The sequence below is a fragment of the Nonomuraea ceibae genome (assembly GCF_019396325.1).
GTDB classification, from domain to species: Bacteria; Actinomycetota; Actinomycetes; order Streptosporangiales; family Streptosporangiaceae; genus Nonomuraea; species Nonomuraea ceibae.
In genome coordinates this window covers 98589-111578 of record NZ_JAHKRO010000013.1, presented here as the reverse complement: position 1 = coordinate 111578, position 12990 = coordinate 98589, and the positions used below count along the sequence as shown (strand labels likewise).

Below are 12990 nucleotides of genomic sequence, written 5' to 3'. Positions count from 1 at the left end.
GCTATCTCCCTTGCGTTTCGTGGGACCGAACCGGGCGTGGGGGCACCGGGTCTATACCTCCGGGATGGAATGGGTGGCACCGCCCGATGCGCCGGACAGTCAACCATGTGCCGCGCAATGCTCCGTGAACGGCTATCGCCTCGAGCCCGTACGCGCTGCAGGACGGGTAGAAACGGCAGCGTGGACCGAGCATCGGGCTGATGAACGCCCGGTAGAACCGGATGGGCACGAGCAGCACCCGAGCGGGGAGGCTCGCTGTCCCTAGCGGTTGCTCCGTCATCTCCGTCCATCCGTCGAGGACTCGCGCCGCCTGAGCAAACGGTCGAGCGCGAGGTCGAGCTCGGCGGCTAGGTGCTCGGATCGCGCTGACGCGGCCGGGGGGTTGGCGCGTACCACAAGCAGGCTACCTCTCGGAAGCCGGTGGAGACGGTCTCGCATCAGGTGTCGAAGCCGACGCTTGACCTTGTTGCGGACGACCGCGCCTCCGACGGCCCGGCTCACTACAAAACCCACCAGAGGTGTCCCTTCCCCTGAAATGGTGAGATGCACCACCAGGGTGGGGCGGCCCGCGCGTTTACCGCGCTTGATGGCCGCCTTGAACTCCTCCCCGCGCCGCATGCGGGACTGTCGGGAAAGCACCGTATACGCCTATCGCCCGCCGGCGGAGTGCACCGGCGGGCGGACGATCACGCGCAGGACGGTCAGGCCGACAGCTTCTCGCGACCCTTGCGGCGGCGAGCGGCGAGGATGGCGCGACCGGCCCGGGTGCGCATCCGCAGCCGGAAGCCGTGGGTCTTCGCGCGGCGACGGTTGTTCGGCTGGAAAGTACGCTTGCTCACGAGTGGGCTCCAGGCTTGAAGGTGCGCACGAGGCGCTGAACACACATGGCTGGCCTGCCGAGTTAGCGAGGCACGCGAAATAGCCGTCGCGCGACAGACCGACCTCCGTACGGTACGGGGCGGAGCGGCCCAGGTCAAACCGGAACTGGTTATCCACGTATCCACAGGCGACTTTTCCACCGCCCCCGGGACGTCCACAGTATGTGCACCCAGGCACCGCTAGGCTGTGGACAACGTCTTGAACACAGCTGTGCACGAAGATACTGTCGGGCCTTTCGGAGCCACTTCAGGCTGTGCACAACCTGTGGATCACCTGTGGAGATCCTGGGCATCCAGCCCGGGCGCGGCGCTGTGGACGACAGGGGCCGGCCGCCGCCGCGGCGAGTCCCCGATGTGGATAAACACGCGTGTGGACGACCACGCGGGTGGATGAACGATCGCGGGGGGCCGCGACAGGGAGGAGGGGGAGCCGCACCATGAACGGTGTCGACCTCGACACGGTATGGAAGAGGGCGCTGGGCAACTTTCTCAATGAGAACGTGCCGGTCCAGCAGCGCACGTGGCTCTCCATGGTCCGCCCGATCGCCCTGGCGGACGACACGATCGTGCTGGGCGTCCCCAACGACTTCCTGAAGGACCTCATCGAGGGCAAGCTGCGGCCGCTCGTGGCGCACGCGCTCTCCCAGGAGCTCGGCCGGGCGATGCGGCTGGCCGTGATGATCGACACAACGGCTCCCGAGCAGCCGATGCAGGACCTTCATCCACAGCCTGTGGTTCAGAATTATCCCCAGAGCCCGGATCCCCAGCCGCGCTATCCCCAGGGGCCGTCGTCCCAGCACTACCAGGCTTCCGAGCCTCCGCAGTTCTATTCTCCACAGCCCGAGCCGGCGCAGTCGTCCACCGAATATCCACAGCCTGCCTTCACTTTTGAACAGGCACAGCCCGCTGTGCAAAAGGCGCCGGAGCCCACCCAGAACAGGTGGGAGGCCAAGAGCAACAAGCCCAGCGAACCGGCCAGACTCAACCAAAAGTACACATTCGAGACATTCGTCATCGGAGCCAGCAACCGTTTCGCCCACGCCGCGGCCGTGGCCGTCGCCGAATCCCCCGCGAAGGCGTACAACCCCCTCTTCATTTACGGCGACTCGGGGCTGGGGAAGACCCACCTGCTGCACGCGATCGGGCATTACGCGCAGAGCCTGTACGACGGCGCGCGGGTGAGATACGTGAGCTCCGAGGAGTTCACCAACGACTTCATCAACAGCATCCGCGACCACAAGGCCGACGGCTTCCGCGGACGCTACCGGGCGATCGACATCCTGCTGGTGGACGACATCCAGTTCCTGGAGGGCAAGGAGCAGACGCAGGAGGAGTTCTTCCACACCTTCAACACGCTGCACAACGCCAACAAGCAGATCGTCATCTCCAGCGACCGGGCGCCCAAGCAGCTCATCACGCTGGAGGACCGGCTGCGCAACCGGTTCGAGTGGGGCCTGATCACCGACGTCCAGCCGCCCGAGCTGGAGACGCGGATCGCCATCCTGAGGAAGAAGGCCATACAGGAGGGCCTGGCCGCGCCGCCCGAGGTGCTCGAGTACATCGCCAGTCGGATCTCCACCAACATCCGGGAGCTGGAGGGCGCGCTGATCAGGGTGACCGCGTTCGCCAGCCTCAACAGGCAGGGCGTCGACCTCCAGCTCGCCGAGGTCGTGCTGAAGGACCTGATCACCTCCGACTCCGGGCCGGAGATCACGGTCGCCACGATCATGGCGAAGACCGCCGAGTACTTCGGCATCAGCATCGACGACCTGTGCGGCAGCTCGCGCAGCAGGGCGCTGGTGAACGCCCGGCAGATCGCCATGTACCTGATCCGGGAGCTGACGGAGCTGTCGCTGCCCAAGATCGGCCAGCAGTTCGGCGGCCGTGACCACACCACCGTGATGCACGCCGAGCGCAAGATCCGCTCGCTCATCGCGGAGCGAAGGTCGATGTACAACCAGGTCAACGAGCTAACAATGCGTATCAAGCAGACATCGCCCGGGGCCTAGTCGTTATGCACAGCCTGTGGAAAACACTGTGGATCTGGGAAAACGTCGGAAGAGGCCCGTCGTACGCCCCATATTGCCCAGAAAAATTCCGCACAACGGCTGGGGATAACCCTGGGGACATCCTGAGGACAACTTGGGGACAACATGTGGATGACCTGTGGACGCCCTGTGCACAGTCGATCTGGGGCTCCAAAAGAGGGGTCTCTACCCCGTGGATAACCTGTGGAAACCTCGTGGATAACCGGTGGACGAAGGCACCAAGATCTGGGGATGGCCTGTGGGCGAAGAATCCCCGTCCACAGCCGCGAAAGTTACCCCCAGGCGTCACCCACAGCCCCGGTGGATGAAAACAGGGGCGCTGAGCAGGGAAGACGCGGGTTATCCACACTATCCACCGCCCCTAGTGTGATGACTTCACTTATCTCTTAAGAAGAAACTCAAGACCCATAGAGGGGTTCTCCCGGATCTCAGGTGCGGGAGACGAGACACTCAAGATTCATCGACGACCCAGGAGGCTGATCACCGTGATGTTCCGAATCGAGCGAGACGTCCTCGCTGAGGCGGTGGCATGGACGGCACGCAGCCTTCCCGCACGGCCGTCGGTCCCCGTCCTCGCCGGCATGCGCCTCGAGGTCACCGAGGAGCAGAAGCTCAAGCTGTCCGGCTTCGACTACGAGGTCTCCGCCGAGGTCACGCTGGAGCTGCACACCGGTGAGCCCGGCGTGGTCCTGGTCTCCGGCAAGCTGCTCGCCGAGATCACCCGCGCGCTTCCCGCACAGCCTGTGGATTTCGTCGTCGACGGAGCCAAGGCGGTCGTCACGTGCGGCAGCGCCCGCTTCACCCTGCTCACCATGCCTGTGGAGGACTACCCGTCGCTCCCGGCCATGCCGCCCGCGGCCGGCCGTGTCGGCAGCGACGTGTTCGCCTCCGCCGTCAGCCAGGTCGCCGTCGCCGCCGGTCGTGACGACACGCTGCCCATGCTCACCGGCGTGCGGATGGAGATCGAGGGCGACACGGTCACCCTGGCCGCCACGGACCGCTACCGGCTGGCCGTGCGCGAGCTCAAGTGGCAGCCGGGCCAGCCCGACTTCTCGGCGATCGCGATGATCCCCGGCAAGACGCTCGCCGACACCGCCAAGGCGCTCGGCGGCACCGGCGCCGAGGTCGAGGTCGCGCTCAGCTCCGCCGGAGGCACCGGCGAAGGCATGATCGGCTTCTCCAGCGCCGGCCGCCGCACCACCACGCGCCTGCTCGACCCCGAGTTCCCCAAGTACCGCTCGCTGCTGCCGACCGAGTTCTCCGCCCGCGCCGACCTGTCCACAGGCCCGTTCGTCGAGGCGGTCAAGCGCGTGGCTTTGGTCGCCGAGCGCAACACCCCGGTGCGGCTGGCGTTCAGGAGCGGCGAGGTCGTCCTGGAGGCGGGCAGCGGCGACGAGGCCCAGGCCGTCGAGGCGCTGCCGGTCGACTACGACGGCGACGAGATGAACATCGCCTTCAACCACCAGTTCCTGCTGGAGGGTCTCGGCGCGATCGACTCCGACATCGCCAGGCTCCAGATGACCACGTCCACCAAGCCCGCTATCCTCACCGGGGGCAAGCCTGTGGAAGGTGACGGGGCCCCCGACTACCGTTACCTGATCATGCCCATCCGCCTGTCAGGCTGAAATCCGCGTCGGGGATGATGGAAGCCTCACAAGGGGGTAGTAGGGCACCATGCAGATCGGCTTGGTTGGACTGGGCAAGATGGGCGGCAACATGGCCGAGCGGCTGCGCCGCGGCGGCCACGACGTCGTCGGCTACGACCGCGATCCCGCGATCAGCGACGTCGGCAGCCTCAAGGAGCTGACCGAGCGGCTCAGCGCCCCCCGGGTCGTCTGGGTCATGGTGCCGGCCGGCAAGCCCACCCAGCAGACCGTGGACGAGCTCGGCGATCTGCTGTCCGAGGGCGACATCGTCATCGACGGCGGCAACTCCCACTACGTCGACGACCAGAAGCACGCCGCCGAGCTGGCCACCCGCGGCATCGGCTTCGTCGACTGCGGCGTGAGCGGCGGCGTGTGGGGCCTGGAGAACGGCTACGCGCTGATGTGCGGCGGCGACAAGGCCCACGTCGAGCGGCTGATGCCGATCTTCGAGACGCTCAAGCCCGAGGGCGAGGACGGCTTCGTCCACGCCGGCGACGTCGGCGCTGGGCACTTCGCGAAGATGGTCCACAACGGCATCGAGTACGGCATGATGCAGGCGTTCGCCGAGGGCTGGGAGCTTCTGGAGGCCTCCGACGTCGTCAAGGACGTCCGTGGCTCCTTCAGCAGCTGGCGCACCGGCACGGTGATCCGCTCGTGGCTGCTCGACCTGCTGGTGCGGGCGCTGGACGACGACGAGAAGCTGGAGCAGCTGCGCGGCTACGCCCAGGACTCCGGCGAGGGCCGCTGGACGGTCCAGGCGGCCGTGGACCACGCGGTCCCGCTGCCCGTGATCACCGCCGCGCTCTACGCCAGGTTCGCCTCCCGCCAGGACGACTCGCCGGCGATGAAGGTGGTGGCGGCGCTGCGCAACCAGTTCGGCGGCCACGCGACCACGGCGGTCGAGGGCTCGACCGAGAAGGGCGCCGACTCGCCCGGCGCCGACGTCACGCCGCCGCGCGAAGCGGAGTGACCCGAAGGTTCCCGGAGTTTTCCACAGGGTGTGCGCCGGTGACCCCAGTGGCCTGTGGGGCGCACTAACCTTCATGGGGTGCACGTCGCCCACCTCTCGCTGACCGACTTCCGGTCCTACGCGTCCGTGGAGCTCGGCCTGGAGCCGGGCGTCACGGCCCTCGTGGGGCCCAACGGCCAGGGCAAGACCAACCTGGTCGAGGCCCTCGGCTATGTCGCGACGCACTCCAGCCACCGGGTCGCCAGTGACGGCCCGCTGGTGCGTCAGGGGGCGAGCCGGGCGATCGTGCGTTGCGCCGTCCACAGGGACGACCGGCGGGCGCTGGTCGAGCTGGAGATCAACCCGGGCCGGGCCAACCGCGCCAGGCTCAACCGCTCCCCCGTGTCCAGGCCGCGCGACGTCATCGGGCTGCTGCGCACGGTGCTGTTCGCGCCCGAGGACCTGGCGCTGGTCAAGGGCGACCCGTCGGAGCGGCGCCGCTTCCTCGACGACCTGCTGGTGTCGCGGGCGCCGCGGTTCGCCGCCGTGCGGGCCGACTACGACCGGGTGCTCAAGCAGCGCGGCGCGTTGCTCCGCACGGCCTCACAGGCCCGCAGAGGGGCCAGGAGCGGCCGGCGGGCCGAGAGTGACACGGGGTTCGCCGCGGCGGGCGCAGGCGACGTCCTGAGCACGCTGGAGGTGTGGGACGCGCACCTCGCCCGGCACGGCGCCGAGCTGCTGCGCGCCCGGCTCGATCTGATCGACGCGCTGCGCCCGCTGGTCGCCGGAGCCTACGCGGCGCTGGCCCCGACGAGCGCCCCCGCGACCCTCGCCTATCGCAGCACGTTGTCCACAGGTGGGGACGGCGGTGAGGACGAAGTCCCCGGTGAGCGCGGATCTTCCGATGCGCAGACGTTATCCACAGACCTGGGGATAACCCTTGAAGAGCGGCTTCGCGAGCGGCTGCTGGAGGTCCGCCAGGCCGAGCTCGAACGCGGCGTCACACTCATCGGCCCGCACCGCGACGACCTGATCCTCGGACTCGGCGAGCTGCCCGCGCGCGGCTACGCCAGCCACGGCGAGTCCTGGTCGTTCGCGCTGGCGCTGCGGCTGGCCGCCTACGACCTGCTGCGCGCCGACGGCGGCGATCCGGTGCTGATCCTCGACGACGTCTTCGCCGAGCTCGACTCGCAGCGCCGCCGCCGCCTTGCCGAGATCGTCGCCCCGGCCGAGCAGGTGCTCATCACCGCGGCTGTGGACGACGACGTGCCGGCCGAGCTGGCCGGTGCCCGTTTCGACGTCGCCGAGGGGAGCGTACGACGTGTCCGATGAAGACAATCCGACGGCCAGGGGCGCCGCGATGGCGCGGGAGAAGCTGGCCCAGGCCAAGGCCGACGCCGCCAGGCGAGGCCAGCTCCCTCGGCGCGAGCCGAGGCGCAAGGCGGCCGGCCCGCGCCGCGAGGGCGGCGACCCGCAGCTGTTCGGGCGGGCGATCCGCGACCTGCTGTCCGACCGGGGCTGGGAGCGGTCGGCGGCGGTCGGCGCGGTGTTCGGGCGGTGGATCGACATCGTCGGCCCCGACCTGGCCGCGCACACCAAGCCCGAGTCGTTCGACGACGGCGAGGTGCTCGTGGTGGCCGATTCCACGGCGTGGGCGACGCAGGTCAGGCTGCTCGCGCGCACCCTCGTGCGCAGGCTCAACGAGGAGCTCGGCGACGGCACGGTGACGAAGGTCAAGGTCAGGGGCCCGCAGAACGCGCCGCGACCGGCGGGGGGATTGCGGGTGACCGGAAGCAAGGGCCCCGGCGACACCTACGGTTAGGCGCGGCAGGCGATCAGAGAGCCGCAGAGGCGTTGACCCCCCAACCCGGAGGGGGGATGCTTGAGCGGGGGCAAAACGAGCTAGAGAGCATCACAGGCGCGTTCGTTGCCACCTTCGGCCCTCGGAACCGGTAGAATGAAAGCGGATTCCGGACACGTCCGGTTGCGTGTCACCCCGGCAGCATGCCGACTCCCCTGGGTGACCGCGCACGGGGCACTCACGACGGTGACGGGCACGGCAGGGGCAGCTTTGAGCAAACGCCTCCCCCGCCGCGTGTCCGCGGCAGGAGGATTTCGCAGTTGTCCTACGACGCTAGCTCAATCACCGTACTCGAGGGGCTTGAGGCCGTCCGCAAGCGCCCGGGTATGTATATCGGGTCGACCGGTGAACGCGGCCTGCACCACCTCGTCCAGGAGATCGTCGACAACGCCGTGGACGAGGCCCTCGCCGGCTACGCCGACCGCATCGACGTCACGCTCCTGGCAGACAACGGCGTCCGGGTGGTCGACAACGGCCGGGGCATCCCGACCGGCATCCACCCCGTCGAGAAGCGCTCGGCCGTCGAGGTCGTGCTCACCACGCTGCACGCGGGCGGCAAGTTCGACAGCCAGGCCTACGCCGTCTCCGGCGGCCTGCACGGCGTCGGCTCGGCCGTCGTCAACGCGCTGTCGACGGCCATGGAGGTCGAGGTCAAGCAGAACGGCTACTACTGGCGGCTGTTCCTCGACCACTCCAAGCCGAGGGCGCCGCTGGAGCGGGGTGAGGAGACCGACGAGACCGGCACCACCATCACGTTCTGGCCCGACCCCGAGGTCTTCGAGACCACGACGTGGAACTACGAGACGCTCTCGCGCCGCTTCCAGGAGATGGCCTTCCTCAACAAGGGCCTGACCATCACGATCACGGACGAGCGGCCCGACCACATCAACGGCGAGGTCCACCGCGACGAATACCACTACGAGGGCGGCCTGGCCGACTTCGTCCAGCACCTCAACGCCAAGAAGGAGCCGGCGCACGCGTCGATCGTCGCCTTCGAGGAGGAGGGCGACGGCATCGCGGTGGAGATCGCGCTGCAGTGGAACAACTCCTACTCCGAGTCCGTCTACACCTTCGCCAACACGATCAACACGGTCGAGGGCGGCACCCACGAGGAAGGTTTCCGCGCCGCGCTGACGTCCATCGTCAACCGCTACGCGCGCGAGCAGAAGTTCCTCAAGGAGGGCAAGGACGACAACCTCAGCGGCGAGGACGTCCGCGAGGGCCTGACCGCGATCATCTCGGTCAAGCTGTCCGACCCGCAGTTCGAGGGCCAGACGAAGACCAAGCTGGGCAACACCGAGGCCAAGTCGTTCGTGCAGAAGGCGTGCAACGACCACCTGCGCGACTGGTTCGAGCGCAACCCCGGCGAGGCCAAGGACATCATCAACAAGTCGCTGCAGGCCTCCCGCGCCCGCATGGCGGCGCGTCAGGCCCGTGACCTGACGCGGCGCAAGTCGCTGCTGGAGTCGGGCAGCGGCCTGCCCGGCAAGCTGGCCGACTGCCAGTGGAACGACCCGGAGAAGTGCGAGCTGTTCATCGTCGAGGGTGACTCGGCGGGCGGCTCGGCCAAGGGCGGCCGCGACTCGCGCTTCCAGGCGATCCTGCCCATCCGCGGCAAGATCCTCAACGTCGAGAAGGCGCGGATCGACAAGGTCCTGAAGAACAACGAGGTCCAGGCGCTGATCACGGCGCTCGGCACCGGCGTGCACGACGAGTTCGACATCGCCAAGCTGCGCTACCACAAGGTCATCCTCATGGCCGACGCCGACGTCGACGGCCAGCACATCAACACGCTGCTGCTGACGCTGCTGTTCCGGTTCATGCGGCCGCTGATCGAGGCCGGGCACGTCTACCTGTCCTGCCCGCCGCTCTACAAGATCAAGTGGGACCGCAAGGGCGAGGACGCCTCCTACGCCTACTCCGACGCCGAGCGCGACGCCGTCATCCAGGCGGGCATCGCCGCCGGCAAGCCCGACCCGCGGCCGCGCGACAACGTCCAGCGCTTCAAGGGTCTGGGCGAGATGAACGCCGGCCAGCTCTGGGAGACCACCATGAACCCGGCGACGCGGCTGCTGCGCCTGGTCACGCTCGACGACGCGGCGCAGGCCGACGACCTGTTCAGCGTGCTCATGGGCGAAGACGTGGAGGCCCGGCGCGACTTCATCATCCGCAACGCCCGCGACGTCCGCTTCCTCGACGTCTAGCCACACTAAGGACCTTCACCAGTGACGGAAGTGAACACCACTCCCCCGGCTGACCGCATCGAGCCCGTGGACATCCAGTCCGAGATGCAGCGCAGCTACATGGACTACGCGATGTCCGTCATCGTGTCCAGGGCGCTGCCGGACGTGCGCGACGGGCTCAAGCCGGTGCACCGCCGCGTCCTGTACGCGATGTACGACGGCGGCTACCGGCCGGACCGGGGCTACTTCAAGTGCGCCCGCGTCGTCGGCGACGTCATGGGCACCTACCACCCGCACGGCGACACCTCGATCTACGACGCGCTGGTGCGCCTGGCGCAGCACTGGTCGCTGCGCTACCCGCTGGTCGACGGGCAGGGCAACTTCGGCTCGCCGGGCAACGACCCGGCGGCGGCGATGCGCTACACCGAGTGCAAGCTCGCGCCCATCGCCATGGAGATGCTGCGCGACATCGACAAGGACACCGTCGACTTCCGGCCCAACTACGACGGCAAGTCGCAGGAGCCGGACGTGCTGCCGGCCCGCTTCCCGCAGCTGCTCGTCAACGGGTCGGGCGGCATCGCGGTCGGCATGGCCACCAACATCCCGCCGCACAACCTGCGCGAGGTCGCCGCCGCCGTCAAGTGGTGCCTGGAGAACCCGGAGGCGAGCGACGAGGAGCTGCTGGAGGCGTCGATCCGGCTCGTCAAGGGCCCGGACTTCCCCACCAGGGCGCTGATCGTCGGCCGCCGGGGCATCGAGGACGCCTACCGCACCGGCCGGGGCTCGATCACCATGCGGGCCGTGGTCGAGGTCGAGGAGGACGGCAAGGGCCGCCAGGCGCTGGTCGTCACCGAACTGCCCTACCAGGTCAACCCGGACAACCTGGCTCTCAAGATCGCCGAGCTGGTCCGCGAGGGCAAGCTCACCGGCATCGCCGACGTGCGTGACGAGAGCTCCTCCCGGGTCGGCCAGCGCCTGGTGATCGTGCTCAAGCGCGACGCCGTGGCCAAGGTCGTGCTCAACAACCTCTACAAGCACACCCAGCTGCAGGACACCTTCGGGGCCAACATGCTGGCGCTGGTCGACGGCGTGCCGCGTACGCTCCGGCTCGACCAGTTCATCCGGCACTACGTGGCCCACCAGATCGAGGTCATCGTCCGCCGGACGCGCTACCTGCTGCGCAAGGCCGAGGAGCGCGCCCACATCCTGCGCGCGCTGCTCAAGGCCCTCGACCGGCTCGACGAGGTCATCGCGCTGATCCGGGCCTCCGAGTCCGCCTCGCACGCGCAGCAGGGCCTGATGGGCCTGCTGGAGATCGACGAGATCCAGGCGCAGGCCATCCTCGACATGCAGCTGCGCAAGCTCGCCGCCCTGGAGCGCCAGGCGATCCAGGACGAGTACGAGCACCTCATGGCGCAGATCGCCGAGTACAACGCGATCCTCGCCAGCGAGGCCCGCCAGCGGGAGATCGTCAACGAGGAGCTGGGCGAGATCGCCGCCAAGTACGGCGACGACCGGCGTACCGAGATCATCGCGCACGACGGCGACATGTCGATCGAGGACCTCATCGCCGAGGAAGAGATCGTCGTCACCATCACCCGCGGCGGCTACGCCAAGCGCACCAAGACCGACCTCTACCGGGCGCAGAAGCGCGGCGGCAAGGGTGTGCGCGGTGCGCAGCTGCGCCAGGACGACATCGTCGACCACTTCTTCGTCACCACGACCCACCACTGGCTCCTGTTCTTCACCAACAAGGGCCGCGTCTACCGGGTCAAGGCGTACGAGCTGCCCGACGCCGGGCGTGACGCGCGCGGCATGCACCTGGCCAACCTGCTGGCCATGCAGCCCGACGAGACGGTCATGGAGGTCCTCTACCTGCGTGACTACGACGTGGCCCCCTACCTGGTGCTCGCCACGCGCAGCGGCCTGGTCAAGAAGACCCGCCTGTCCGAGTACGACTCCCCCAGGACCGGCGGTCTCATCGCGATCAACCTGCGCGAGGACGACGAGGTGATCGGGGCCCGGCTCGTCTCCGAGGAGGACGACCTGCTGCTCGTCTCCAAGGGCGCCCAGTCGGTCCGCTTCACCGCCTCGGACGAGGCACTGCGCCCCATGGGCCGCGCGACCAGCGGCGTCATCGGGATGCGGTTCCTGGAAGGCGACGAACTTCTCGCCATGAATCGGATCGGCGACGGTCAAGATGTGCTTATCGCCACCAAGGCTGGGTACGCAAAGCGGACACCGATCGACCATTATCCGGTGCAAGGACGTGGCGGCAAGGGCGTGCTGACTGCGAAGATCGTAAGTGCCCGTGGCAAGCTGGTCGGAGCCGTCATGGTGAACCCCGAGGATGAGGTCTTCGCGATCACATCCGCCGGCGGGGTGATCCGGACGAGCGCCGGAGAGATCAAGCAGTCCGGCCGTCAGACCATGGGAGTGCGATTGATGAACCTCGCCGAAGGCGACAGCGTGGTGGCCCTCGCCCGTAACGCCGAGTCCGTGGTCAATTCCATGGACACTTCGGCGGATACCGAGGCTGACGGGGGAGGAGAGTAAGTCATGAGCGCCCAAGGTGGCCCCGCCAGGACCAAAGCGTCCGGGGAGAACGGCCGGCAACAGCCCAAGAAGTCCTCGGAGCCCGAGATCTTCCAGCAGGTTGACGAGGAGGAAGGCTCCACCAGACCAGCGACCCAGCCCGGCCCCAAGCCGGGGCCGCAGCAGCAACCGTCCGGACCGCCCGGGCCTTCGGGACCATCGGGGCCGTCCGGGCCGCCGGGTGGCCCGCCGGGCCGTCCCGACGGCCCGCCGCCCGCCGGTCGCCCGCCGACCGGCCCGCCGCAGACCGGTGACGGCGCCAACGACACGCTGCGGGTACGCCCGTCGGCGCTGACCACCGAGGCGCCGCCGTCGGTCGAGCTGCCGGGCAAGAAGAAGAAGTCGTCGGGCTCCTCGGCCCGGATGCCGCGCAAGGCCCACCTGGTGCTGCGCCGGATCGAGCCGTGGTCGGCCATGAAGTTCAGCTTCGTGGTCTCCCTGGTCTGCTTCGTGGTGCTGTTCGTCGCGGTGGCCGTGCTCTACGGGGTGCTGTCGGCCCTGGGCGTCTTCGACTCGCTCGTCGACCTGGTCAACCAGCTCGGCCAGGGGGAGCAGGGGCAGAGCGCGATCCCGATCGACATCGCGTCCTGGTTCGAGCCGGTGCGCATCCTCGGCTACACGGCCCTCATCGGCGCCGTGAACGTCGTTCTGATCACCGCCCTGGCGACGCTGGGCGCGGTCATCTACAACGTCGCCTCCGACCTCGTGGGCGGCGTTGAGGTCACCTTCAGCGAGGCCGAGTAGTCCTTCTCCGGTCGCTGCTCGCACCGCGGGTGCGGCGCGAGCAGCTTCCGGGAGGCGGTAAGCTTTTCCCGTCCGAACAAACCGGT

11 protein-coding genes are annotated in these 12990 nt (G+C 68.4%); 8 read left to right on the top strand and 3 right to left on the bottom strand.

The genetic code is table 11. The features are described 5' to 3' along the window. Position 1: 1 nt before the first annotated feature. The 3 genes from yidD to rpmH all read right to left on the bottom strand — a co-directional run bounded on the left by yidD (position 2) and on the right by rpmH (position 839). Entirely contained in the window at positions 2–280 is a 279-nt protein-coding gene (gene yidD / locus KME80_RS12095) for a membrane protein insertion efficiency factor YidD (protein ID WP_219504364.1), read from the bottom strand. Next, positions 277–639, bottom strand: a complete 363-nt coding sequence (gene rnpA / locus KME80_RS12090; RefSeq protein WP_219504361.1) for a ribonuclease P protein component — start codon at positions 637–639, stop codon at positions 277–279. The genes yidD and rnpA overlap by 4 nt, the downstream gene beginning before the upstream one ends. Positions 640–701: 62 nt before the next feature. Then, positions 702–839 carry a 50S ribosomal protein L34 gene (rpmH, locus tag KME80_RS12085; RefSeq protein ID WP_043614899.1) on the bottom strand — a complete coding sequence of 46 codons (138 nt, stop codon included), beginning with the start codon at positions 837–839 and terminating at the stop codon, positions 702–704. 476 nt (positions 840–1315) lie between these two features. On the opposite strand from rpmH, the gene dnaA reads away from it, so the two are divergent. The 8 genes from dnaA to KME80_RS12045 all read left to right on the top strand — a co-directional run bounded on the left by dnaA (position 1316) and on the right by KME80_RS12045 (position 12904). Beyond that, on the top strand, positions 1316–2887 hold the full coding sequence (gene dnaA / locus KME80_RS12080; RefSeq protein ID WP_219504358.1) for a chromosomal replication initiator protein DnaA: 1572 nt from the start codon (positions 1316–1318) through the stop codon (positions 2885–2887). Between the two features lie 524 nt (positions 2888–3411). Then, positions 3412–4551: a DNA polymerase III subunit beta gene (gene dnaN, locus KME80_RS12075; protein ID WP_219504355.1), complete on the top strand. Its 1140-nt coding sequence runs from the start codon at positions 3412–3414 to the stop codon at positions 4549–4551. Positions 4552–4600: 49 nt separating this feature from the next. Further along, positions 4601–5542: a phosphogluconate dehydrogenase (NAD(+)-dependent, decarboxylating) gene (gene gnd / locus KME80_RS12070; protein ID WP_219504353.1), complete on the top strand. Its 942-nt coding sequence runs from the start codon at positions 4601–4603 to the stop codon at positions 5540–5542. Between the two features lie 78 nt (positions 5543–5620). Further along, positions 5621–6853: a DNA replication/repair protein RecF gene (gene recF, locus KME80_RS12065; RefSeq protein ID WP_219504351.1), complete on the top strand. Its 1233-nt coding sequence runs from the start codon at positions 5621–5623 to the stop codon at positions 6851–6853. After that, positions 6843–7343 (top strand): DciA family protein, encoded by a 501-nt coding sequence (locus KME80_RS12060; RefSeq protein ID WP_308125721.1) that lies wholly within the window; start codon positions 6843–6845, stop codon positions 7341–7343. The genes recF and KME80_RS12060 overlap by 11 nt, the downstream gene beginning before the upstream one ends. Before the next feature lie 299 nt (positions 7344–7642). After that, the gene (gene gyrB, locus KME80_RS12055) at positions 7643–9586 is read left to right on the top strand and encodes a DNA topoisomerase (ATP-hydrolyzing) subunit B (protein WP_219504349.1); all 1944 of its coding nucleotides are present in this window, start codon (positions 7643–7645) and stop codon (positions 9584–9586) included. A gap of 21 nt (positions 9587–9607) precedes the next feature. After that, positions 9608–12121: a DNA gyrase subunit A gene (gene gyrA / locus KME80_RS12050; RefSeq protein WP_219504347.1), complete on the top strand. Its 2514-nt coding sequence runs from the start codon at positions 9608–9610 to the stop codon at positions 12119–12121. A gap of 3 nt (positions 12122–12124) precedes the next feature. Next, the gene (locus tag KME80_RS12045; RefSeq protein ID WP_219504345.1) at positions 12125–12904 is read left to right on the top strand and encodes a DUF3566 domain-containing protein; all 780 of its coding nucleotides are present in this window, start codon (positions 12125–12127) and stop codon (positions 12902–12904) included. The last annotated feature ends 86 nt before the right edge of the window (positions 12905–12990 follow it).

What these genes read in the sequence shown, in the direction of transcription:
- yidD (WP_219504364.1), bottom strand. Translation starts at nt 280, where the DNA reads ATGACGGAGCAACCGCTAGGGACAGCGAGCCTCCCCGCTCGGGTGCTG.
- dnaA (WP_219504358.1), top strand. Translation starts at nt 1,316, where the DNA reads ATGAACGGTGTCGACCTCGACACGGTATGGAAGAGGGCGCTGGGCAAC.
- gnd (WP_219504353.1), top strand. Translation starts at nt 4,601, where the DNA reads ATGCAGATCGGCTTGGTTGGACTGGGCAAGATGGGCGGCAACATGGCC.
- KME80_RS12045 (WP_219504345.1), top strand. Translation starts at nt 12,125, where the DNA reads ATGAGCGCCCAAGGTGGCCCCGCCAGGACCAAAGCGTCCGGGGAGAAC.